Source organism: Pontibacter chinhatensis, from assembly GCF_900113285.1.
GTDB lineage: Bacteria > Bacteroidota > Bacteroidia > Cytophagales > Hymenobacteraceae > Pontibacter > Pontibacter chinhatensis.
Window position 1 is genome coordinate 181,456 of sequence record NZ_FOOT01000003.1, and the last position, 22,327, is coordinate 203,782.

A 22,327-nucleotide genomic window follows, 5' to 3' on the forward strand; every position below is an offset into this window, starting at 1 on the left:
CAGGACCTCCGAGCACTGCAAGCGTTTGGTTATACTTTCTCGTAGATAACGGCCACGCCCTGGCCTACGCCTACGCACATCGTAGCCAAGCCATACCTGGCATTGTCGCGACGCTTCATCTCGTGCAGCAGGGTGGCGGAGATGCGGGTACCGCTGGCGCCAAGCGGGTGACCAATGGCGATGGAACCACCGTTCACGTTTACCTTCGCCGGGTCCAGACCGAGCTCGTTCAGGCAGGCAATGGCCTGTGCGGCAAAGGCCTCGTTCAGCTCTACCAGGTCTATGTCCTTTATACTTAAGCCGGCGCGCTTAAGGGCTTTTTGCGTGGCCGGTACCGGACCGATGCCCATGTGCGCCGGGTCAACGCCCGCCACAGCGACCGATACCACGCGTGCCATTGGCTTGAGGTCATAACGCTTGAGCACCTCCTCGCTCACGATAATCGACACGGCCGCCCCATCGTTAATGCCCGAAGAATTACCGGCCGTTACCGAGCCGCCTTTTTTGAAAGCAGGCGCTAAAGTGGCCAGTTTCTCCACGGAAGACAGCCGCGGGTGCTCATCGGTGTCGAACACAATCTCCTCGCCTTTGCGCTGCGCGATGTGCACCGGCACGATTTCATCATTGAACTTACCGGCCTCAGCCGCCGCTTTATACTTTACCTGCGAGCTGTGGGCAAACTCGTCCTGGGTTTCACGTGAAATGCCGTAGCGCTCCGCCACGTTCTCGGCTGTCTCGCCCATGGCAAACGGATAGTGCAGCTTAGACAAGGCCGGATTGGTAAAGCGCCACCCTATGGTCGTATCGTAAATTTCCGGGGTGCGGGAGAAGGCTGTTTCGGCTTTAGCCATCACGAACGGGGCGCGCGTCATATTTTCCACGCCGCCGGCCAGGTATACGTCACCGTCGCCACTGGCAATGGCACGGCTGGCATCTATCATCGCCTGCAAACCGGAGGCGCAGAGGCGGTTTACGGTAACGCCGCCAATTTCCTGCGGCAGCCCTGCCAGCAGCAGCGCCATGCGGGCCACGTTGCGGTTGTCCTCGCCGGCCTGGTTAGCTGCTCCCATCACCACGTCCTCTATCAAAGCGGGGTCCAGCCCAGGGTTCCGGGCCGCGATTTCCTTCATCACCAGCGCTGCCATGTCATCGGGGCGTACCGTGCTGAGGGTGCCGCCAAACTTGCCGACAGGGGTCCTAAGTATATCAACTATGTAGGCAGTGCGCATCTTAATTTTAGTTTTACAGGTCTTTGTCTAATTTTGCATCTCTTTGCAAGATAATTTAACCATCACATGATACAAAGAATTCAAACCGTATTTCTGGCCCTGCTGGCTATCGCAATGATTTGTGTGCTTTTCCTGCCGCTGTGGTCTAAAACTGACCCAACCACGGGCGAGGAAGTAGTGCTGACCGCCTGGAACATGAAGTCCTACTTCCTGACGGAGCAAGGCGAGCCGGGTGAGGCAGGCAGTGTGCCGCAGCGAGGGACTATCGCCATTGGTATGCTGGCGATTGCCGCTATTGTTATTGCCGTGTATGAAATTTTCCAGTATAAAAGCCGCCTGAACCAGATGAAGCTGGGCTTACTGAACACGCTGATTCTGATGGCCACGCTTATTACCATGCTCTACTATGCCTACTTTGTGGGCGGCGACCTGGTGCTGCCTGGCGAGAAGGGCACGTTTGAAGCGGGCTTCTTTATGCCGCTGCTGGCACTGGTGCTCAACTCCCTGGCCAACCGCTTCATCAAGCGCGATGAGGATTTGGTAAGGTCAGTGGATAGGCTGAGGTAGTTTTTAAGGAAAGTATAAATGAAAGGCGGGTGTTGTTTCGGCAGCACCCGCCTTTTTTGTTTTCAAGGGCTTTAGTGTTGGTGAAGATGATTTTTATACTTGCTTCGGCTGTTCTTTTATACTTGTCCTAACCAGGATTTGCAGGAGGAGTGGATGAACAGGGTTTTATACTTGTGCAATACTTCCATTCTCCGCTGCTGGCGCGAGTTTGTAACTCGTGTCTACTATGGTGTTGAGTTTGTGACTCAACTGGCTCACGGAGCCATACTTATACTTGAGCTGTACTTTATACTCTGGCTATACTTCCTGCTTTATACTTTCGCTGGCGGGAGCTTGTAGCTTGTGCCTTTTTATACTCGGTGATTTATACTTCTGGTGATTTATACTTCTCTAGGTACTGCTTCCCGCAACCTGAACCAGGCTATCCTTGCTAGCTGCCGTTCCCCCTCTAGTTCCCATGAACGTCTCGTTTCATCTCTAGCTTTGGTGCCCTCCCAGGCCGGGAGGCCTCGTTTTCCCGCTCGGCGCTGGGAGCTTTTCCTTTGCTCCTGACGTCGCAATGCCCTCCGGGCACCGGAAAAACTCGCATAGGCGCCTCCCAGAAAAACTGGGAATCAACCTCAATAGCCATGGTATCTGATGCAACAAGTATAAACTGTCCCCTTGAGGACAATCGAGCACGCGAGTTCGAAGCTTGCGAGCGCAGCTTAATAGGGGTGTAATCGTGTGCAGACAATTCCCCTCATGGGAGGGGCTGGGGTGGGTTTATACTTTGTAGGGACAGGTCGCGACCTGTCCGCGCGAGGACTGAGGCTATAGAACTTTTACCTTAGCCCAGGTAACTACAGAACTCCCCTCCTTGGCCAAGGAGGGGCAGGGATGGTTGGGCCCGGTATTACAGAACTTTCTCAAAGGAAAAGGAAATAAAAAAAGAGCGGCGCAAGTATAACCTGCGCCGCGCCAACTTATCTCACGCTAAACTTTAAACTCATTAACTCCCAAACTCCTCAACTCTCTAACTCCCCTCACCTTCTCCTTCTGGCGTACTCCTCCAGCTCGCGTACGCTGCTGTCGTGGCGGAAAGCGTCAAAGACGTAGTAGAAGCGGTCGCGGTCGCAGAGGTAGTCGTAGGCATATTTGGCGAACTCTATGCGGGTGCTCTCATGGTCAAACTGCAGCAGCAGGCGCTTAAGGTCGTCGGCCATGATGCTGTTGCCGCGCAGCCCGTCACGCGCTATACTTAGCTTGGTACTCTCGTAGTCGCGGTGGCGGATGGCGTCTACCAGGCGGTCCAGCTCGCGACCGGAAAGCAGGTTGCGGCAGTTGCCATCACGGTAGTCATCTCGGTAGCGGTCGTCTTTATACCTATCGTCGTACCGATCATCGTAGCGGTCGTGGCCGCAGTACGCGTCGTGGCGGTGGTGGTCCGGGTAGCGGGGCAAAGGCGGGGCGGGCACCACGACCACCGGCCTCAGCGGCACCTCGCTCAGGAGCTTGAGGTGCGCCTTCCCGCTCCGGCCCAGGGTACGCACGCCGTAGGTAGCCTCTACCCCATGCGGCACCAACACCTTTTGCCCCATTTTATACATGCCATGCCGGGTACGCACGCGCAGTTCCACATAATGCTCGCCCGGGCGCACGGCATTCATGCGCACATAGTTGGTGGCGGTATGGTTGAGGGTACGCCCGTTCACTTTCACCTGAAAAGACTCGCCGCGCTCGGCAGTAAAAACAAGTATGGAGGCCTGCGCCCATACCGGCAGCGCCAGCAGCACAAGCAGGATCGGTAGTAGAAGCTTTCTCATGGCAAGTATAGGTTTTTACTTATACTTGCGCTATCCCAATTTCTGTGCCAGTTTAGCTTAAAGAAGCTAAGCTTTAATTCTCCCGCTTCAGCTTAAGGTTGTAGTTCAGGCCAATGCCCGCTGATTTCCCTCTAAAGTAGTTGCCTGAAGCCGGCAAATAGTATAAGTTCCTGTAAAGCAGGATACCATCAGCATAAATATATAGTCGCTTGTTGAGCCTGTAGTTGAGCGTTAAGCCTGCCGTGGCAACCAAATCAAACGTGTAAAATTTATCATCATACAGTGTAATCACCTCCTCATCATAAGTTTCTGTTGCTCTTGCCTTCATGTGGCCAAAAACAGGAGCAAGCGATGCATTCACATATAGCTGCAGCCTTTTATATGGGTTAAAAGGCGTCCATTTTACGGTCAAGGGAGTAACGATTCCTCGAATACGTTCATATCTATGGAAGTCCCCGTAGTTGCCTCCTGATACAGCTATTCTGTACCCGTTTATCTCATTGGCACCATAACCGACTCCTAATTGTACCATTGTTCTTTTGTTTAGTTTATACCCCAAATGAACATTTGCAATCGGAACTATTGTATTAATGACTTCATGTTTGGCCTCCCCCATTATCGGGTAGTTTGTGTTACTTACCCCCATCCCTACAAAGAATTTGGTTTCTGCAGAATCTTTGGCCGGAGTTTGTTGCGCCACAGCAGCGAAGGCGGAAAGCAGCAGCAGAAGAGATAGCTGGAATGTTTTCATATCGAGGTTAATCTAAAAAGCCGCCTTGCTTCTCCCGCTTCAGGTTGAGATTGTAATTGAGGCCAATGGACACCGACCTGGCTTGCTTGGCATACTCAGTAAATTGGTTGACGTTCTTATAATACAGATTGGCTTTCCCGTAGCCTTCAAAACGATTATTGATTTTATAATTGAGCTGTAGGCCTGCCGTTACAATGGCATATAATCCAGCGTCATCACTTTCAAACGTCACGACTCTATTTCCTTCATACTCCTCAGAATTTTGGTGCCAAGTAGAACCGAGTATGGGAATAAAGGAAGCAGTAGCATAAAGTTGAACCTTACGGGCGGGGTTAAATGGGGTGAAGTGCACCGTAAGCGGCATAGCCACGCCATAACTGTCCTTACTCCTGTAGTGGTTAATAATCGTATCGTTATAACCGTAGTATATTCCGGAAAGAACATCTTCTTTATCCCTTCCGTAGGTTAGCCCCACCTGTACGTTCATCCTTTTGGTTAGCCTATAACCTATATGCGCGTGCGCAATAGGCGTAAACCCTCCTCCTACTTTCTTGGTGTTATCCCACATACTGTAGGAAATGCTGCTCAGCTCAATGCCCACGTAAAACCGTTTGGGTGGCACCGAGGCTGAATCAGGGTGAGTTTGCGCCACTGCAGCCAACGAGAAAAGCAGAAGCAGAAGGGATAATTGTAGTGTTTTCATATCTGGTTATGAGGCAGCAAACAGCACAAATCATATAAACATACCTATATTAAGCTATATCAACAAGGCAATTTGAGGTGCTTTTGTTACATCGGCTTTTAGGGGTATTTCACCTAGCCTATACTTTAAAATCATCGCTGCTGCGTTTGCGGCTGTTTTTACCATCCCACTTTTCTATTCCTTTGTCACATCAGCCCCGGAAAAAAAGCAAGCGCCACAGGTGCTGTACCTGTGGCGCTTGTAAAGTATAGGTAAAGTATAACTTAGCCTTCGTAGTAAAACTCGCCATAAGGGCTGCGAATCGTGAGCTCGTTCCGTTTGCTCTTCTCCACGCGGCCAATGATCTGGGCCTCCACGTTAAAGCTTTTCGAGATGGCAATCAGGTCCTGGGCATACTCCTCGGGCAGGTAAATCTCCAGGCGGTGGCCCATGTTGAAGACCTTGTACATCTCCATCCAGTCGGTGTGGCTCTGCTCCTGAATGATGCGGAACAGCGGCGGCACCGGCAGCAGGTTGTCCTTGATGATGTGCACCTTCTCGGTGAAGTGCAGCACCTTGGTCTGGGCGCCGCCCGAGCAGTGCACCATGCCGTGGATATTTTTGCGGTGCTGCTTCAGAATCTCCATCACAATAGGCGCATAGGTGCGCGTAGGCGAGAGCACCAGTTTGCCTACCTCCATGCCTGTTTCAGGGTCGATGTCGGTCACGCGCATATTGCCCGAGTATACCAGGTCGGCTGGCAGCTCTGGGTCGTAGCTTTCGGGGTAAGAGGCGGCCAGGTACTTGTGGAACACATCGTGGCGGGCCGAGGTAAGGCCGTTGCTGCCCATGCCGCCGTTATACTCTGTTTCGTAGGTGGCCTGGCCGTAAGAGGCAAAGCCCACGATTACGTCGCCGGGTTGGATGGTGTGGTTCGAGATCACCTCGTCGCGGCGCATGCGGGCGGTGACGGTACTGTCCACGATGATGGTGCGCACCAAATCGCCCACATCGGCTGTCTCGCCGCCGGTGCTGTAAATGCCCACACCGTTGTCGCGCAGCATCTGCAGCACCTCCTCGGTACCGTTGATGATGGCAGCAATTACCTCGCCCGGCACCAGGTTCTTGTTGCGGCCAATAGTAGACGAGAGCAATATTCTATCGGTAGCGCCCACGCACAGCAGGTCGTCGGTGTTCATTACCACGGCATCCTGAGCAATGCCTTTCCATACGCTCAGGTCACCGGTTTCTTTCCAGTACATGTAGGCCAGCGAGGACTTGGTGCCGGCTCCGTCGGCATGCATGATGGCGCAGTACTCCTCGTCGCCGGTAAGTATATCAGGGATGATCTTACAGAAAGCTCTCGGGAAAAGCCCTTTGTCGATGTTCTTGATGGCGTTGTGCACATCCTCCTTAGAGGCGGATACGCCGCGACGCAAATATCTATTTTCCATAGTTTCAGATGACTTGCCTACAAATTTAGCAAAGGGAATGGCATTCCCGAAAGTATAGGCCATTTATTATACTTCAAGGGAGCAGCCCCTGATACTATACTTTATACTTCAGCAAAGTATAGACCGCCCAAAGTATACTACGGAAAGAGCCGCACAAGTATAAAACCCATGCGGCTCCATCTATAGTAGCGCTACACTGATTACTCCTGTATACGTACCACTTTAAATTCGGTGCGGCGGTTGCGCTGGTGTTGCTCCTCGGTTTTGGCGTTTTTCACCACCGGGCGGCTCTCGCCGTAGCCCTTGGCCGTGATGCGCGCTCGGTCGATGCCTTTCGAGATGATGTACTCCACGGCAGACTCGGCACGGCGCTGCGACAGGTCCACGTTGTAGATATCGGAGCCACGGGAGTCGGTGTGGGAGCTCAGTTCGATGGAGATGGCCGGGTTGTCGATGAGTATCTGCACCAGCTTGTCCAGCTCCACGGCTGCGTCCGGACGAATGTTGGCCTTGTCGAAGTCGTAGAAGATGTTCTCCAGCACAATTGGTTTCTCTTTCACAATCTCGTTCAGCACCAGCGTCGTCGTCAGGCGCACCTCGTTCATCGGGTCTTTCAGCTCGCTCTGGGCCGGCATCTTGCCCTCGGTGGTTACGCGCTGGCGGGCGGTAAAGTAGTTCGGTTTCTCGGCCACCACAGAGTAGGTAGAGGCAGAATCGAGCGGAAAGGAGAACTTGCCCTCAGCATCGGTGCTGGCCATGGCGATTTGCTTGCCGGTCGCATCCTGAAGTATAACGGTGTTGTTCGGCACCAACGTGCGTTGGCGGGCTCCCTCGCGCAGCTGGTACAGCGTGCCGTCCACGAAGAACTTCACCAGCTTGCGGTCGCTGCGCACGAAGCGGTACAGGTCGTCGCCGCCTTTGCCGCCCTCGCGGTTAGACGAGAAAAAGCCGAACTGCTCGTTCACAAAGTACATTCCGAAATCATCGCCCGGCGAGTTTACCGGCTTGCCTAGGTTCACGGGCCTGCCATTCTCGATGCGGAACAGGTCGAGGTTACCCAAACCAGGCAATCCGTCGGAGGCAATGTATACCGTCCCGTCCGGCCCCACCGACACAAAGCTCTCGTTACCGGACGTGTTGATTTCCGGCCCCAGGTTTTCGGGCTTGGAGAAACGACCGTTATCGTCTAAGGTTGATTTGTAGATATCCGTACCGCCCAAGCCGCCCTTGCGGCTGGAGGAGAAGTATAAGGTTTTGCCATCAGGCGTGAAAGCGGGGGAAGAGTCCCAAGCCTCCGGGTCGTTTATACTTAGCTCTTTGGGCTCGGTCCAGCCATTGGCGCGGCGGTAGGTCACAAACAGGTCCACATTCTCGCGGCCCTTCTTGGTGCCCTCGTTGCCACGGGCAAATACCATCACCGAGCCGTCGTTGGTGAAGGTAGCGAACGCCTCGTGCAGGTCCTCGCTATTTATACTTTCATACTTGTGCACGGCCCCGCCCATCTCAGCAGCGGAGTCGGTCAGGGTGGTGGTGTAGATGTCCAGGAAGCCCTCGCCGTTGCCCAAGTACTCCTTGCCCGGGCCGCGTGTGGAGGCAAAAATCAGCTCGTTGCCTTGCACGTAAGGGCCAAACTCAGAGGCATCGGTATTGAGCGCCTCCAGGCTCTGTACTTTAAAGCGCTCGCCCTGCCCCAGGATCTCGTTCAGCTGTTGCATGTTCTCCAGCTCGCGCAGGGCCATGGAGCGTAGTTGCGGGCTGTTGGCCACCTTCACATACTCGCCCATGCGGCGCAGCGCCTCCTCATACTTGCCGTTCGCCTTCAGGGCCAGCGGGTAGTAGAAGTAAGCGTCCTCTTTGCGGTAGCTGGCATCTATGGCGGCTTTGTAGTAGGGCTCGGCGGCAGCCAGGCGGTTGGAGCGGCGGTAGGCCTCTGCAATCTTATAGTTCACCTCTCCGGCGTTGTTTGCCTTGCCCAATGCCTGCATGTAGAATTGAATGGCCCGCTCATACTCCTCCTGCCCAAAACGCTTGTCGCCTTTGCTCAGGTACTGGCTGGCGCCGCAGCTGCTGAGCAGCAGCACGAGCAGCGCGATAAAACCGGTTTGTTGCAGTTGCCTTGCCAGTGGCTTTTGTCGAAGCATGTTGTGCATGAACAAGTAGTATTAAGTTTAGCCGGATCAGAAATAGCGGGAAAGCCAGCTGTTGCCGGCCGGCCGTGGCCATGCCTGCTGCAGCTCCCCGTAATTGGTTATAAGCGTATCAAAGTATAACGTATTCTCTTTAATTTCGCCGGCGGCCACTTTGCTTTTCAGCTCTGGCATAGGCACCAACTCCACTTTCTCCCCGTCCAGGAAGGCCAACTGCGTGCGGTCCATAAACGAGAGGCTGTAGCGCTGCTCCAGCTCCCGCACAAACCTTACCGAGGCATCGATAGAGCAACCGCTGGCGGCGGTGGCATCCTCGTTGTTAGCCAGCACCAGGAAACGCCCGTGCAGCAGCGTCGCCGATGCCTGAAGCCCTTTGCCGTGGCTGCTCCACTCAGTAGCAAAACGCTCCAGAAGCGGCTTTATTTCAACCTGTTCTGCCTCCGTCAAAGGCCTGCTGGCTTGGTAAATCCAGATACGTGCCTGCGGGGGCAATTGGTCAAACGGAATATACATAGTTAATGGTTGTATTGTTGATGGTTAAATTGTTAACCCGGCTACGATTTAAATGTTAGCCAGGCGAGCATGCTGTACCTTATACTTGTCAAACGGAAAGTATACTTCTATACTTCTCGTTTCTTCGGATACAACGATGAATCTATTTAACAAAGTCATCAATTATTTAGAAAGCCCTTCGGCCTGGGCAATGAGCTCGGCGATATCGAACACTTTTACGCTTTCCTCCTGCTCCTTGTTCTTCACCCCGTCGTTCATCATCACCATGCAGAACGGGCAGGCGGTGGCTATCACGCCATTACCGGCTCCCAAGGTGGCCAGGGCCTCCTCAGTTCTTTCAATGTTGATGTCTTTCTTGCCTGGTTCCGGCTCCTTGAACATCTGGGCACCACCGGCGCCGCAGCACAAACCGTTGGCGCGGCTGCGCTTCATCTCCACCAGGTCGGCATCCAGGGCAGCCAGCACGTCGCGCGGCGCCTCGTAAATATCGTTCGCTCGGCCCAGGTAGCAGGAGTCGTGGAAGGTGATGCGCTTGCCTTTGAAAGCCTCGCCTCCCTGTACTTTTACCTTGCCCTCGTTGATGAGCTGCTGCAGGAACGTGGAGTGGTGGATCACCTCGTAGTTGCCGCCCAGGTCCGGGTACTCGTTTTTGATGGTGTTAAAGCAGTGCGGGCATGCCGTCACAATCTTCTTCACGTTGTAAGCGTTCAGCACCTCAATGTTGGTCAGCGCCTGCATCTGGAACAGGAACTCGTTGCCGGCACGCTTGGCCGGGTCGCCGGTGCAGCTCTCCTCGGTGCCCAATACGGCATACTTTACGCCCACATGCTCCAGGATCTGCACAAAGGCACGGGTTACGCGTTTATAGCGGTCGTCGAAAGCGCCGGCACAACCTACCCAGAACAACACTTCCGGCTCCTCGCCGTTGGCAGCCATCTCGGCCATGGTCGGCACTTTTACTAATCTTCTATTCTCTTCCATCTGATTTTATACTTAGGACAAAGGACTATTTGACAAAAGACAAAGGATTCAATCTGAAGGCCCTATGTCACGAAGTCTTTTATCCTTTGTCTCAAAATTCTTTTGTCTAGTTTTTACTCGGTACATACAGATCCTCGGCCCAGTTAAAGCGGTCGGAGGCCGGGAAGGCCCATGGGGCGCCGTTGTTCTCGATGTTGGTGAACATGGCGTTCAGGGAGGCCGGCGCAGCCGACTCTTCCAGCACCAGGAAACGGCGCAGGTCCATGATGGTGGAGAGCTGGTCAATGTTTACCGGGCAGGACTCCACGCAGGCGTTACAGGTGGTGCAGGCCCAAAGCTCCTCCGGGGTAATGTAGCCACGCAGCAGCTCCTTCTGCTCGGTGGTCTGCACACGCTCCACGCCCATCTCCTTGTAGTGGTTAGGGGCGAAAATGGCCGGATGCTCGCCCTTCTCCTCCATCCTATCGCGGGTATCCATGATGATTTTGCGCGGCGAGAGCAGCTTGCCCGTGATGTTGGCCGGGCACACAGAAGTACAGCGGCCGCACTCGGTACAAGTATAGGCATCCATCAGCTGCTTCCAGGTCAGGTCTTCCACGTCTTTAGCACCGAAGCGCTGCACCACGGGGTTGCCTTCCGCATCCACTTCCGGAGCAGGCGGCTGGTAACTGGGGTCCAGCATGGCTTTGATCTCATGCGTAATGGCCGGGTTGGTCGTGAACTTGCCCTTTGGCAGCAGCTTGGAGTAGTACACGTTCGGGAAAGCCATGATGATGTGGAAGTGCTTGGAGCTCGGCAGGTAGTTCATGAAGGCCAAAATGCCCAGGATGTGGAACCACCAGCCTACCTTGGCAATCACATACAGTTGGTCCGGGTCGTTGCCAAAAGCATCCACAAAGAACTGGCTGATGGGGTATGCGCCCACTACTTCCTCTCCGGCCAGCAGCACGCGCTTCAGGTCGGCGATGTTGAACACGAACAGCGCCAGCATCAGCACAATCTCTGTAATTAGGATGACGTTGGCGTCCATCTTAGGCCAGGCGCGCATCTCTACACCCGTAGCCAGGCGCGGCACTTTGGTTACGTTGCGGCGCCACAGGAACATAACGCAGGCAATGATCACCAGCGCGGCCAGTATTTCGTTTATCGCCATCAGGCCACTGTAGAGCGGACCCACAAAGCCCAGCACGCGGTGCGTGCCGAAGATGCCGTCGATCAGAATCTCGAGCACCTCGATGTTTATCACGATAAAGCCCACGTACACGAACAGGTGCAGCACGGCTGGCAGCATGCGCTTAAACATCTTCTGCTGGCCAAAGGCCACCAGCAAGGTTTTATTGATGCGCTCCGAAGGGTTGTCAGCCAGATCGGTGTCGCGGCCCAACAGGATGTTTTTGCGGATCTTGCGGATTTGCCACACAAAAAGCCCGATGCCAACGGCAGCCACAATTAAAAAGATGATGTTCTCTATTCCTATCACGGCAAATTATTCGTTATACATACTATTTGGTAGATAAAGATAGCGGAATATTAAGAAAGGTGTACGCTGGCATACTTTTTTTAAAATATTTTTCCGCCGAATGTTTGCTACTTCAAAATTGGTTACTACTTTTGCATACCCTTTCGGAACAAAGGGGCACAACAAGAGCTGGTGATGTAGCTCAGTTGGTAGAGCAAAGGACTGAAAATCCTTGTGTCGGTGGTTCGATTCCACTCATCACCACGAAACCCTCACTCTAACCGGTGAGGGTTTTTTGTTTTTGCACCCTTTGCAAAAGGCCTTCAACAGCGTCAGAGACGGGTTTTGATAATCACTTCCGCCCTCCATCTGAAAGCGGCGAACAGACCTTCTGCCAATTCCATAACGCAGCCGGTAACCGTTCAGTTACCCTTCCTCAGTTAGTTAAGTGGCCCTATTTATCACTAAAACGAGGATTTCCGGCCCCTGTTTATACTTTAGCATCAACACTAATCTGGGTTCTGCCATGAAGGGCGACTCTGCCTACCTGCGGTGCGGCAACGGCAGTATAGCGGCCATTTAAATTGAAGCCTGGGAACGGGAAGTAACATCTGGAGAACTGCATTAGGGCTGGCACCTGGCCCGCAGCTCCAGCAGGGCGGCACTATAGCCCAGCTCATAGGCTTTGGAAAAGCGCACGCAGGCCGAATCCGGCAGCTGCTGCTCCATTTGGGTGCGCCCCAGCAGGTAGTGCAGGCGGCCGTTTGCCTTGTCCACCACAAGGCCGGCCTGGTAGTCCTGCGCCGACTGCTCCCACTGCCCCTGTTTGTAGTAAGCAAAGCCCCTGAAGGTTAGCGCCTCTACCTGCTCCGGGCCAGTGCTGCTGTTCCTAAGAAAGGTGTTTAGGTCGGCAATAGCGTCGTCATACTTGTGCAGGTAGAAAAGGCGTATCTCTCCCCGTTTCAGGTGGGCATGCCAGAGCCTGTCGTTCAACTCCAGCGCCTTTGTAAGGTCCTCCTCTGCCTGCCGGTATTGCTCCAGCTGCTGCAGGCTGCGGCCGCGCATGTAGTATACTTGCGCCGAGGGCTGTTCCTGCAGCGATATAGTTTTGTTCAGGTCCTGTAGCGCCGAGTTATAGTTTTCATACACATCCAACTCAATCATAGCGCGGGCTTCGTAAGCGGCGGCCTTATCGGGTATAAAGTGGATGGCATCCGTGAGCAGGCGGTGCGCGCTCGTATACTTTCCGTCTGCTATGTAGGTAAGCGCTGTTTTATACTTATCTTCCCCGGCGATGTGATCCATAACGGTTTTGAGCAGCAGGCTGAAAAGTATAAGTCCGCTGACAAAAGCCACCGTAATGTACCAGTCTTTGCGCGAGAAGCCACTGCTCTTGGGCTGGCGTTTCTTGTAATGCCGCTCGTGCACCCCGGCGGGCTCGCGGGTGGTGTAGTGACGAGGCTCGTAGCGGCGGGGCTGGTGCTGCATAACGGCACGGTGCTGCTGCTCGCGCTGGTATTGCAGCCGAAGGTCGTAGAGCGCACGCTTGCGAGGGTCTGACAGCACTTGGTAGGCGGCGTTCACCTGCTTAAACATCTCCTCGGAAAACTGGTTGCCGGGGTTTTTGTCGGGGTGGTATTTTATTGCGAGCCGCTTATATGCCGTCTTTATCTCCTGCGCCGAGGCCGTCTGGCCTACTCCTAATACTTGGTAGTGGTTATGGCTCAAGCAGGTATCAGAATTTTATCTTGGATCAGCCTTAAATTTAACTAAACCTATACACTTAACCTCATTATCCGTACTACAGTTTTAACGAGTTATACTTTACGTAAATTTTTTAATCCACCCTCGTATACAAAAAACAAGTATTTGAAAAGCAGATAGGAAACATGGCGCTACAAGATAACGGAACCCGCGAACGAAACCCCAACCTCCTGGAAAACCTGATGGGGTACATTGATACCCGCATAGACATTATACGGCTTGAAATACAGGAAAAGCTGAAGGCTTCCTTCGTAAGCACCATACATGCTGTCCTGCTTGGGGTTGTAGCGTTCCTGGTGCTTATCTTCCTGAGCCTTTTTCTGGGCCTGCTGCTCAACCACCTCCTCGACAGCTCCTTCTGGGGCTTTGGCATCGTTGCCCTCTTCTATATCATACTTTTAGTTATACTTGCGGTGGGACTGGATAAAAAGGTATTTCAAGGCATGGCCGATAAGGCTTTCGACAACACCATCTACAAATCAGACAAACGAGAAAAACAACTATGAGCGAACTGAACAACCCATTGTTTGATAACGAGCGCGAGTTTCTGGAGAGGCAGAAGGAGGAGTACAGAAGGGCGCTGGCAGGCGACATGGACCAGATAAAGGCGCAGGGCCAGGAGATTGGCAAAAAGGTGGCCATAGCCGGTGGCGTGCTGTTGGCCGGCTTGCTGTTAAAGCGCATGCTCTTTGGCAGCAGCAAGAAAAAGGAGAAGAAACTCTCGAAAGGGAAAGCCGGCAAAAAAGGCAAAGGCGAGCCACACGGCACTTTTGTAGCAGCCGCCTACCCTACCTACCCCATTCATACGTCCACACCCATGATTGATTACGAGGCGCACACGCATGCCCCGAGCAGCGACTATACATTGCCCTCGGAGCAGCAGCACTATACTTACCCTGAAGCGCAGCCCGTAAAAAAAAAGCCTGATTCGTTCCTGAATTCCAGGATGAGCAAGGCTTTGCAACAGCAGGCCATGGCGCTGCTGGTGATGTATGCCACCAAAAAGCTGGAGGAATACTTAAATAGTGTCTCTGAAAATAAAAATAACGATATTGCAGCTAAGCCTGCCGTAGTCGAACCTACAGTGATGGCTTCTGTAACAGAGACACCAGCGTATACCGTTCCAGAGAAGGATGCCATTTAAAAACGACCAATCCAGAATACCATTTACTCCAGGCAGGAAGCACTTTGCCTTGCTGCTCGACCCGGACAACCTGACAGAGGTTTCCTGCCTGAGCCTTCTTACCCTGAGCGATGCGCACCCCGTGGATTTCTTCTTCGTCGGTGGCAGCCTGATTACCTCCCAGAACCAAGCCGGCATTATTCGCCTCCTGAAGCAGCACAGCAACGTGCCGGTTATACTTTTCCCGAGCAGCCACCAACACATCGACCCGCAAGCTGATGGCATTCTCCTGCTCTCGCTCATCTCGGGCCGCAACCCAGAGTTTCTTATCGGCCAGCACGTTCTGGCTGCTCCTATACTTAAGGCAAGCGCCCTGAAAGTATACCCTACCGGCTACATGCTCATAGACACAGGCCGCCAGACCACGGCCTCCTACATGAGCGGCACCATGCCCATACCCCACGACAAGCCTGCTATTGCCGCCTGCACCGCCATGGCCGGCGAGCTGCTGGGGCTGCAGTACATTTACCTGGATGGTGGCAGCGGAGCCATGCGGCCGGTCTCTGCAGAGATGATACGAGCTGTGCGTGAGGCAGTGGACCTTCCCATGATTGTGGGAGGAGGGATTGACACGGTTGAAAAGGCAAGCGCAGCACTGGAGGCCGGCGCCGACGTGATTGTGATTGGCAACCACATAGAAAAAAACCCCGGCTTTTTGGCCGAGGTTTCTTCTCTTGTTGCTTCGTATAACGTTGCCTTAGATGTTCATCGCTGATTCGCGGCGGCGCATCTTACCGGCAGGTATACCAAACATCATCTTAAAGCGGCGGCAGAAGTAAGCCGTGTCTTTGTAACCCACTTCTTTTCCGATTTCGCGGATGCTCTTCTTAGTTGTGCGCAGCAGGAACACAGCACGCTCCATACGCTGGTACTCAATGTAGTCCTGCGGGTTAATGCCAGTCAGCATCTTGAAGTACTGACCTACATAGTCCTCCGACACGTTGGCTACGTTAGAAAGCACCTTGTTCGACAGGTCGCCGCCCAGGTTCTCCTTGATGTAGTTGAACAGGTCGATGAGGCGCGGATCTTTAAAGTAGGTGCTGTTTGTTGCCAGCTGCTCCACAAACATTCTGTTTCTCAGGATATGGCGAACAATTTCCACCACAATCTGCTCGGTGTACAGGTTGATCAGGCGCTCTTTGCCTGGCAGTTCCTGCATGTTCTCCTCCACTACTTTGATCACCAGGTTGGCGAGCTTCGTGTTGTTGGAGATAAGGAATGCAGGCAGATCCAGCGATGCAAAGAAGTTCACTGAGTCAAACACCTTAGCTTCGAAGCTCACATAGCTGTGGCTTTCCTCCGCGTCACCGATCAGGTCCAGGTCGTTGTTGCTTCTGAAGAACTTCTCTCTGTTCGTGATCAGGTCGTCATTTGTGATGGACTTTCCTTCACCAGACGGGCCATAGGTAACCTTGGTGCTGCGGCCGCCAGGAATGAATAGAAGTTCCCCTTCTTCTACCACCTGCTCCTCTTCACCAAAAAAGATACTGCCCTTGTGCAGCAGGATCAAATTGTTGCCTACATCGTAGTAGTTGCGCACCGTAAATGGCTGCTGCAACACCAGATTCTTAGCCTTAATGAACCGCACCCCAAGCGATTCAATAATCTTATTGTAATCTTCCATGTGTGTTACCAACTAACTTTTATACTATAAACCCTTTAATTTTGGCCTAAAGCTAAGAGTAATCTTTATAAAATTCAAATCTAATTTTAAAATTTATTTTAATTCAATAAAGACTATCTATAGCTCAAATCACATGGAAACAGACTTTTAAGCGCTTTATTACTTCAGTAGTTCTCTCGAAATTACTATTTTCTGAATCTCAGAGGTTCCTTCATAAATTTGTGTGATCTTGGCGTCACGCATCAAACGCTCCACATGGTACTCTTTCACGAAACCGTAACCACCGTGAATTTGTACTGCTTCTACGGTCGTTTCCATTGCTACTTTAGAGGCAAACAGCTTAGCCATTGCACCAGACTGACCATAGTCGCGGTGAGAATCTTTGTCGTAAGCTGCCTGGAGACATAACAAGCGCGCAGCTTCAATGTTCGTTGCCATATCAGCCAATTTAAACTGTATTGCCTGGTGTTTAGCTATCTCCACACCGAATGCTTTGCGCTCCTTAGAATACTTGAGGGCCAGTTCCAAAGCCCCGGAGGCGATGCCCAGTGCCTGGGAAGCAATACCAATGCGTCCTCCAGCCAGTGTTTGCATCGCAAACTTAAATCCGAACCCATCTTCTCCTATCCTATTCTCTTTTGGTACTTTTACGTCAGAAAACATTAAAGAGTGGGTATCAGAGCCACGAATTCCTAATTTATTTTCCTTAGGTCCAACTACGAATCCTTCCATTCCACGCTCCACAATCAGGGCGTTTATGCCGCGGTGCCCTTTTTCAGGGTAAGTTTGTGCAATTACAAGGTAGACGGAAGCTGTGCTGCCATTAGTAATCCAATTTTTAGTACCATTCAGCAAGTAGTAATCCCCCTTGTCTTCGGCGGTGGTGCGCTGCGAGGTGGCGTCAGAGCCGGCCTCTGGCTCCGAAAGACAGAAAGCGCCTATGATCTCACCGGTAGCCAGCCTTGGCAGGTACTTCTGCTTCTGCTCCTCCGTACCGAATTTCTCTATGCCCCAGCACACAAGCGAGTTGTTTACAGACATCACCACCGACGCAGAGGCGTCTACCTTGGAAATTTCCTCCATGGCCAGCACGTAGGAAATAGTGTCCATGCCGCCGCCGCCATACTTAGGGTCTACCATCATGCCCAGGAAGCCAAGCTCGCCCATCTTCTTGATTTGCTCCGTCGGGAACTTCTGCTGCTCATCGCGCTCGATTACCCCGGGTAGCAACTCCGTCTGTGCAAATTCGCGGGCAGCCGCCTGAACTGCCAAGTGTTCCTCTGTTAGTTCAAAATTCATATCAGTTATCTAAAGGATGATATTTGATTATTTTTTTAATTCCGGTACAAAACTAGAAAATTCAGTTGCATTAATTCAACCTGTTATTCTAATAATTGTTGCGGTGCAAGTATGGCTTTCTAGTGAAAAATCAGAAATAGGTGCAAATTCCGGGAAAAGCAGAGCGCCGCCAATGCAATAAGCAAAGGCGGCGCTCTTATTATAAGGGCAGATTAAACGTTTCCTAGTCGCGGCGACCCATCAGCAGCGAAGCGTAATACAGCAGGGTGGCCAGTGAGCCAAGTGCAGCAACCACATAGGTCATGGCAGCCCATTTAAGCGCATCTTTCGCCATGCCGTGCTCCTGTGTGGTTACAATGCCTCTGCGGTCTATCCAAGCCAAGGCGCGTCGGCTGGCATCAAACTCCACAGGCAGCGTTACAAAGCTGAACAGGGTAGTAAGGGCAAACAGGGCCACCCCAATGGCCAGCGGTATTGGCGTGCTTTGCAGCATCAGGATACCGATCAGCAGGATCCACTGCATGTAGCGGGAGGCTATACTTAGCGCAGGCACCATGGCAGAGCGGAACTTAAGGAAGTTGTAGGCTGTGGCGTGCTGTACGGCGTGACCGCATTCGTGGGCGGCTACAGCGGCGGCAGCGGCACTACGCGCCTCGTACACATACTCACTCAGGTTCACGGTTTTGTCAGCCGGGTTATAGTGGTCTGTCAGTTTACCGGCTACGGAAATCACACGCACATCGGTAATGCCGTTGTCGCGCAGCATCATTTCAGCCACCTCGCGGCCGGTAAGGCCAGAGCTAAGCGGAATTTGGGAATATTGTTGAAACTTACTTTTTAATCGCCAACTCACAAGCCAGCTTGCAAGCATCATGGCAATCATTATTATCCAGATCATGATTCGTTAGTTATGTTTGTTTAATTGGTTTTCTATTTTCCTTACGATGTTTGTGGTCGAATAGCCTTTCACCAGAGGCACCGTCATCACGGAACCGCCCCGGGCCTGCACCACCTCGTGCCCCACAATCTGCTCTACGGCGTAGTCATCTCCCTTTACCAGGATGTCTGGCTGCACCGCCTCAATCAGTTTAAGGGGCGTGTCCTCATCGAAGTGCACTACTGCATCTATAAACAAAAGCGATGCCATAACGCGCGCACGTGACATTTCGTCCTGCAACGGGCGGCTAGGGCCTTTGATACGACTGATGGAGGCATCGGTATTCAGCCCCAAAACAAGCTTATCGCCGAGTTGTTTGGCTTTTTCCAGATAATCTACGTGCCCCAAGTGCAGCAAATCGAAGCAGCCGTTGGTGAAAACGATTTTCTGGCCCTGTTCGCGCCAGGCCTGCACCTGCTTTAGCAGTTGCGGCAAAGTATAAATCTTGTCTTGCGAGCTCATGTAATCAGGCTGAAGTATGGCTTTGCTGTGTTACCGGCCTTGTGCGGCGCAGCATGCTTGCCATAAAACTAATCACTCCCATTACAACTACCAAAAGTGTTTGCGAAGTATGCGCCAGCAGTGCGTAGGCCATACCGGCCTCCTTGGGCACCCCGTACAGCAGCAGCGTGGCCTGCACCATCAGGTGGTACACCCCGATGCCGCCCTGCACCGGCGCCGCCATGCCCAGCGTGCCCGCCAGCAGCACCGAGAGCGCCGCACCCCAGCCCAGGTGGGCAGTGGCAGGCAGGGCATAGAAAACGGTAAGGCTCATGCCGTAGTACATCAGCCACACAAAGATGGTATGGCCCCAGAAAGTATACTGGTTCTCGAGTTTGGTGATGCTGAAAATACCTCGGAGCAGCCCCTTGGCAAAGTGCACCGCCTTGTGGAAGTATACGTTCTTGCGCAGCAGGCTCAGGTAGCGCAGCATGACAAAAAGTATAGCCACGGCCAGGATAAGCAGCACCCAGAATGCCCAGTAGAACGAGCTCATACTTTGCTCCAGGCTATTATACTTGTCGGTGAGAAGGCTCAGGAAGAAATCGCGGATGCGGCCGAACTCCACCAGGAAGGTCAGCGCCACCACCAGTATCAGCATCAGCATGTCAATGATGCGCTCCGCTATCACGGTGCCGAAGCCGGTGTTGATGGGCAGGTTATCGGAGCGACGCAGCATGGTGCAGCGCACCACCTCCCCCATGCGGGGCAGCACCAGGTTGGCAATGTAGCCCACCATCATGGCATTATAGGTATGGCGGAGCGGCGGATTGTAGCCTGTCGGCTTTATCTGCATCTGCCAGCGCAGGGCCCGGCTTACGTAGGCCAGCGCCCCCATCACCAGGGAGACCAGCACCCAGCCATAATCTGCGCTCTGCAGTTCTGCCCACATTTTCTGAAAATCGAGCTCCTTAAGCGCATACCACATTAGAAATGCGGAAACGCCCAGCAGCAGCACATATTTCAGAAACGAGAGCAGTTTATTCATGCAGTGGGGTTATACCAGGCGGTTGTGCTGGTCCGGGAAAACCAGCGTGGGTGTATGGGTCTTGGCATCCTCAAACTTGATGCTGCAATAAGAGATAATGATCACCACATCGCCCACCTGCACCTTTCGGGCTGCCGGACCATTAAGGCAAATGGTGCCGGTGCCGCGCTCGCCTTTGATCACGTAGGTCTCAAAGCGCTCCCCGTTGTTGATGTTGACGATCTGTACTTTCTCATTCTCCACGATGTTAGCGGCGTCCATCAGGTCTTCATCAACTGTGATGCTGCCTACATAGTGCAGCTCGGCCTGCGTTACCTTACAACGGTGGATTTTGGATTTTAAAACCTCAATATACATGGTGTAATTTGTATTGGAGCGCAAAGTTAGAGAATTGACTGCATAATAACTACCAACTCTAACAGCCGCCTGCCCTATCTGTCTCTTCTAAACAATCTATACTTCGTTTAGATTCACGAGCATGTTATCTATCAGGCGCACAGGGCCCACGAAGGCGGCAATGCACAGCGCTACCTCCTGCCCGGGCTGCACATTTGTTAACGGCCGCAGCGTGTCCGGGTCAGTTATCTCGAAATACTCTAGTTGCACCTCATCCATACTTGACAGGTAGGCCTCCACAGCCGCCTTTATACTATAGACAGGCTTGTTGCCCAGTTGCTGCTTTGCCAGCTGCAGGGCACCGTAGAGCGAGGGGGCTGTCTGGCGCTGCTTCGCATCCAAACGCTTGTTGCGCGACGACATGGCCAGGCCGTCTTCCTCCCGGACGATGGGGTAACGCACCACCTCCACATCGAAGCTCAGGCCCTGCACCAGCTGCTTTACAATGGCCACCTGCTGCAGGTCCTTCTGCCCGAAATAGGCGCGGTGCGGCTGCACAAAGTGGAAGAGCTTGCTCACCACTGTAGCCACGCCGTTAAAGTGACCCGGGCGGTGCTCGCCCTCCATCACGGCCTCCAGCGGCCCGAAACTAAACTGCAGCAGTGATTGTTGTACATATACATCCTCAGCTTTAGGGGCAAACAGAATATCGCAGCCAACTGTCTTCAGCAGCTCGGTGTCCTGTGCTATGGTGCGAGGATATAATTTATAATCATCGGGGTTGTTAAACTGCGTGGGGTTAACGAAGATGCTGCAAACAGTAATGTCGTTTTCCTGCACAGACGCGCGCAGCAATTGCAGGTGCCCCTCGTGCAGGGCGCCCATGGTTGGCACAAAACCTATGCGTTTGCCGCTGCAGCGCAGGGTTTGCATACGCTCCCGGATGGTATCAACCCGCTCTATAACTTCCATTGTCGGTAGTATGTGTTGTAATGCTCTCGTAAAGCCGGCAAAAGTAAGTCACAGCGTTTTAAATTGAAAATCAGAATAAAAAATACTAATTTTGCACGACCCTATACTGTTGCTTATTAAAATCTTAAATACATACCCATGTCTAAATTGCGAATCCTTTACGCCGCCACCGAGATCAATCCCTTCTTACAAACCACGAAAGTAGCAGAGTTCTTACAGACGCTGCCACAGGGTATGCAGGAAAGAGGGATGGAGATCCGGATCTTTGTTCCGCGGTTCGGCCTCATTAACGAGCGCAAGAACCGTCTGCACGAAGTGGTGCGTCTGTCGGGCATCAACATCGCCGTGGGTGACGATGAAAAGCCGCTGGTTATTAAAGTGGCCTCCATTCCGAACGCGAAGCTACAGGTTTATTTTATTGATAACGAAGACTATTTCCACAGGAAGTCAGTTTTCGTTGATAAAAACAACAAATTCCACCAGGATAACGATGAGCGCGCCATTTTCTTCTGCAAGGGCGTGCTGGAAACCGTGAAAAAACTGGGCTGGGCCCCGGATATTGTACATTGCAACGACTGGATGACAGGCCTGATCCCGATGTACCTGAAAACCACCTACAAAAAAGACCCTATCTTTAAGGATTCTAAGTCGGTGTTTACGGTGTACAACAACAGTTATACGCAAAAATTCAGCGATGACCTGGCCGAGAAGGTTAAAATGCTGGATATTGACGACAGCATGCTTTCTTTCCTGGAGTCTGCGGACACGAACGCGTTTGTGCGCTGCGGCATGGAGTACGCCGATGCCATTAACAAAACAAACGAGGACTTCAGCGATAACCTGAATGCCCTGTTTGCTGACTTCGTGAAGAAGAAAGAGATCAGCACGGTGTACGCCGACGATACCCTGCTGGATAATTGCTATAATTTATACAACGAGTTAAGCAAATAATTCACGACCCGCTCCTTACTCCTTTATTGTACTTTACGTAAAACCTGAACAGGTGTAAGGGCATCCGGGAAAAGGAATATTACCACAAACTACAAAAGGCTGCCGCTTATATTACATTTTCGTAATAAAGCAGCAGCCTTTTTGTTTTACCACATCCCTCTGTAAATTAATAATTTACATTTAT

The 22,327-nt window shown here is 52.5% G+C and carries 23 protein-coding genes and 1 tRNA gene; 7 read left to right on the plus strand and 17 right to left on the minus strand.

All coding sequences use genetic code 11. The features are described 5' to 3' along the window. Positions 1–29 precede the first annotated feature (29 nt). Positions 30–1,229, minus strand: coding sequence for a thiolase family protein (locus BM040_RS09945; protein WP_092100691.1), 1,200 nt, complete (start codon positions 1,227–1,229; stop codon positions 30–32). Positions 1,230–1,295: 66 nt separating this feature from the next. Here BM040_RS09945 and BM040_RS09950 point away from each other — a divergent pair, with 66 nt between their 5' ends. Together BM040_RS09950 and BM040_RS09955 are read left to right on the plus strand one after the other, a co-directional pair. Next, a complete protein-coding gene (locus BM040_RS09950; protein WP_092100693.1) occupies positions 1,296–1,796 on the plus strand; it encodes a DUF4293 domain-containing protein in 501 nt (166 codons plus the stop codon). A gap of 99 nt (positions 1,797–1,895) precedes the next feature. Then, entirely contained in the window at positions 1,896–2,135 is a 240-nt protein-coding gene (locus BM040_RS09955) for a hypothetical protein (RefSeq protein WP_139217790.1), read from the plus strand. Positions 2,136–2,821: 686 nt separating this feature from the next. Here BM040_RS09955 and BM040_RS09965 read toward each other — a convergent pair. From BM040_RS09965 to BM040_RS10000, 8 genes are all read right to left on the minus strand, one after another. Further along, positions 2,822–3,601 (minus strand): proline and serine-rich protein 1 family protein, encoded by a 780-nt coding sequence (locus tag BM040_RS09965; protein ID WP_092100698.1) that lies wholly within the window; start codon positions 3,599–3,601, stop codon positions 2,822–2,824. A 73-nt stretch (positions 3,602–3,674) separates the two neighbouring features. Beyond that, positions 3,675–4,352 (minus strand): outer membrane beta-barrel protein, encoded by a 678-nt coding sequence (locus tag BM040_RS09970; protein ID WP_092100700.1) that lies wholly within the window; start codon positions 4,350–4,352, stop codon positions 3,675–3,677. A gap of 7 nt (positions 4,353–4,359) precedes the next feature. After that, positions 4,360–5,055, minus strand: coding sequence for an outer membrane beta-barrel protein (locus tag BM040_RS09975; protein ID WP_092100702.1), 696 nt, complete (start codon positions 5,053–5,055; stop codon positions 4,360–4,362). Between the two features lie 263 nt (positions 5,056–5,318). Continuing rightward, positions 5,319–6,488 (minus strand): AIR synthase related protein, encoded by a 1,170-nt coding sequence (locus tag BM040_RS09980; RefSeq protein WP_092101455.1) that lies wholly within the window; start codon positions 6,486–6,488, stop codon positions 5,319–5,321. Between the two features lie 200 nt (positions 6,489–6,688). Further along, a complete protein-coding gene (locus BM040_RS09985) occupies positions 6,689–8,629 on the minus strand; it encodes a CHU_0125 family OmpA-like outer membrane integrity protein (protein ID WP_245756178.1) in 1,941 nt (646 codons plus the stop codon). Between the two features lie 36 nt (positions 8,630–8,665). Continuing rightward, complete coding sequence (locus tag BM040_RS09990) at positions 8,666–9,148, minus strand: hypothetical protein (RefSeq protein WP_092100706.1); 483 nt, start codon at positions 9,146–9,148, stop codon at positions 8,666–8,668. A gap of 162 nt (positions 9,149–9,310) precedes the next feature. Continuing rightward, positions 9,311–10,129, minus strand: coding sequence for a (Fe-S)-binding protein (locus tag BM040_RS09995; protein WP_245756179.1), 819 nt, complete (start codon positions 10,127–10,129; stop codon positions 9,311–9,313). Positions 10,130–10,235: 106 nt separating this feature from the next. Continuing rightward, positions 10,236–11,609 (minus strand): (Fe-S)-binding protein, encoded by a 1,374-nt coding sequence (locus BM040_RS10000; RefSeq protein ID WP_092100707.1) that lies wholly within the window; start codon positions 11,607–11,609, stop codon positions 10,236–10,238. Between the two features lie 170 nt (positions 11,610–11,779). Here BM040_RS10000 and BM040_RS10005 point away from each other — a divergent pair. After that, a tRNA-Phe gene (locus BM040_RS10005) sits at positions 11,780–11,852 on the plus strand. Between the two features lie 360 nt (positions 11,853–12,212). Here the strand turns inward: BM040_RS10005 and BM040_RS10010 are convergent. Beyond that, positions 12,213–13,316, minus strand: a complete 1,104-nt coding sequence (locus BM040_RS10010; protein ID WP_092100708.1) for a tetratricopeptide repeat protein — start codon at positions 13,314–13,316, stop codon at positions 12,213–12,215. A gap of 161 nt (positions 13,317–13,477) precedes the next feature. Between BM040_RS10010 and BM040_RS10015 the strand changes: the two genes are divergently transcribed. The 3 genes from BM040_RS10015 to BM040_RS10025 are packed head-to-tail and all read left to right on the plus strand — an operon-like array spanning position 13,478 to position 15,250. Continuing rightward, positions 13,478–13,858 carry a phage holin family protein gene (locus tag BM040_RS10015; protein ID WP_092100709.1) on the plus strand — a complete coding sequence of 127 codons (381 nt, stop codon included), beginning with the start codon at positions 13,478–13,480 and terminating at the stop codon, positions 13,856–13,858. Next, positions 13,855–14,496, plus strand: coding sequence for a hypothetical protein (locus BM040_RS10020; RefSeq protein ID WP_092100711.1), 642 nt, complete (start codon positions 13,855–13,857; stop codon positions 14,494–14,496). Before BM040_RS10015 ends, BM040_RS10020 begins: the two co-directional genes overlap by 4 nt. After that, positions 14,486–15,250, plus strand: coding sequence for a phosphoglycerol geranylgeranyltransferase (locus tag BM040_RS10025; RefSeq protein WP_092100713.1), 765 nt, complete (start codon positions 14,486–14,488; stop codon positions 15,248–15,250). Before BM040_RS10020 ends, BM040_RS10025 begins: the two co-directional genes overlap by 11 nt. Here the strand turns inward: BM040_RS10025 and BM040_RS10030 are convergent. The 7 genes from BM040_RS10030 to panC form a co-directional block, all read right to left on the minus strand. After that, positions 15,233–16,159, minus strand: coding sequence for an AraC family transcriptional regulator (locus BM040_RS10030; RefSeq protein ID WP_092100715.1), 927 nt, complete (start codon positions 16,157–16,159; stop codon positions 15,233–15,235). The genes BM040_RS10025 and BM040_RS10030 overlap by 18 nt on opposite strands. A gap of 159 nt (positions 16,160–16,318) precedes the next feature. After that, positions 16,319–17,458 carry an acyl-CoA dehydrogenase gene (locus BM040_RS10035; RefSeq protein WP_092100716.1) on the minus strand — a complete coding sequence of 380 codons (1,140 nt, stop codon included), beginning with the start codon at positions 17,456–17,458 and terminating at the stop codon, positions 16,319–16,321. A gap of 223 nt (positions 17,459–17,681) precedes the next feature. Then, positions 17,682–18,356 carry a zinc metallopeptidase gene (locus BM040_RS10040; protein ID WP_245756180.1) on the minus strand — a complete coding sequence of 225 codons (675 nt, stop codon included), beginning with the start codon at positions 18,354–18,356 and terminating at the stop codon, positions 17,682–17,684. 6 nt (positions 18,357–18,362) lie between these two features. Next, on the minus strand, positions 18,363–18,857 hold the full coding sequence (gene rfaE2 / locus BM040_RS10045) for a D-glycero-beta-D-manno-heptose 1-phosphate adenylyltransferase (protein WP_092100718.1): 495 nt from the start codon (positions 18,855–18,857) through the stop codon (positions 18,363–18,365). A 4-nt stretch (positions 18,858–18,861) separates the two neighbouring features. Beyond that, complete coding sequence (locus BM040_RS10050; RefSeq protein WP_092100719.1) at positions 18,862–19,884, minus strand: lysylphosphatidylglycerol synthase transmembrane domain-containing protein; 1,023 nt, start codon at positions 19,882–19,884, stop codon at positions 18,862–18,864. A 9-nt stretch (positions 19,885–19,893) separates the two neighbouring features. After that, positions 19,894–20,241 (minus strand): aspartate 1-decarboxylase, encoded by a 348-nt coding sequence (gene panD / locus BM040_RS10055; RefSeq protein WP_092100720.1) that lies wholly within the window; start codon positions 20,239–20,241, stop codon positions 19,894–19,896. A gap of 96 nt (positions 20,242–20,337) precedes the next feature. Continuing rightward, positions 20,338–21,192 (minus strand): pantoate--beta-alanine ligase, encoded by an 855-nt coding sequence (panC, locus tag BM040_RS10060; RefSeq protein WP_092100722.1) that lies wholly within the window; start codon positions 21,190–21,192, stop codon positions 20,338–20,340. A gap of 138 nt (positions 21,193–21,330) precedes the next feature. Between panC and BM040_RS10065 the strand changes: the two genes are divergently transcribed. Then, entirely contained in the window at positions 21,331–22,143 is an 813-nt protein-coding gene (locus BM040_RS10065) for a glycogen/starch synthase (RefSeq protein ID WP_092100734.1), read from the plus strand. Positions 22,144–22,327 lie beyond the last annotated feature (184 nt).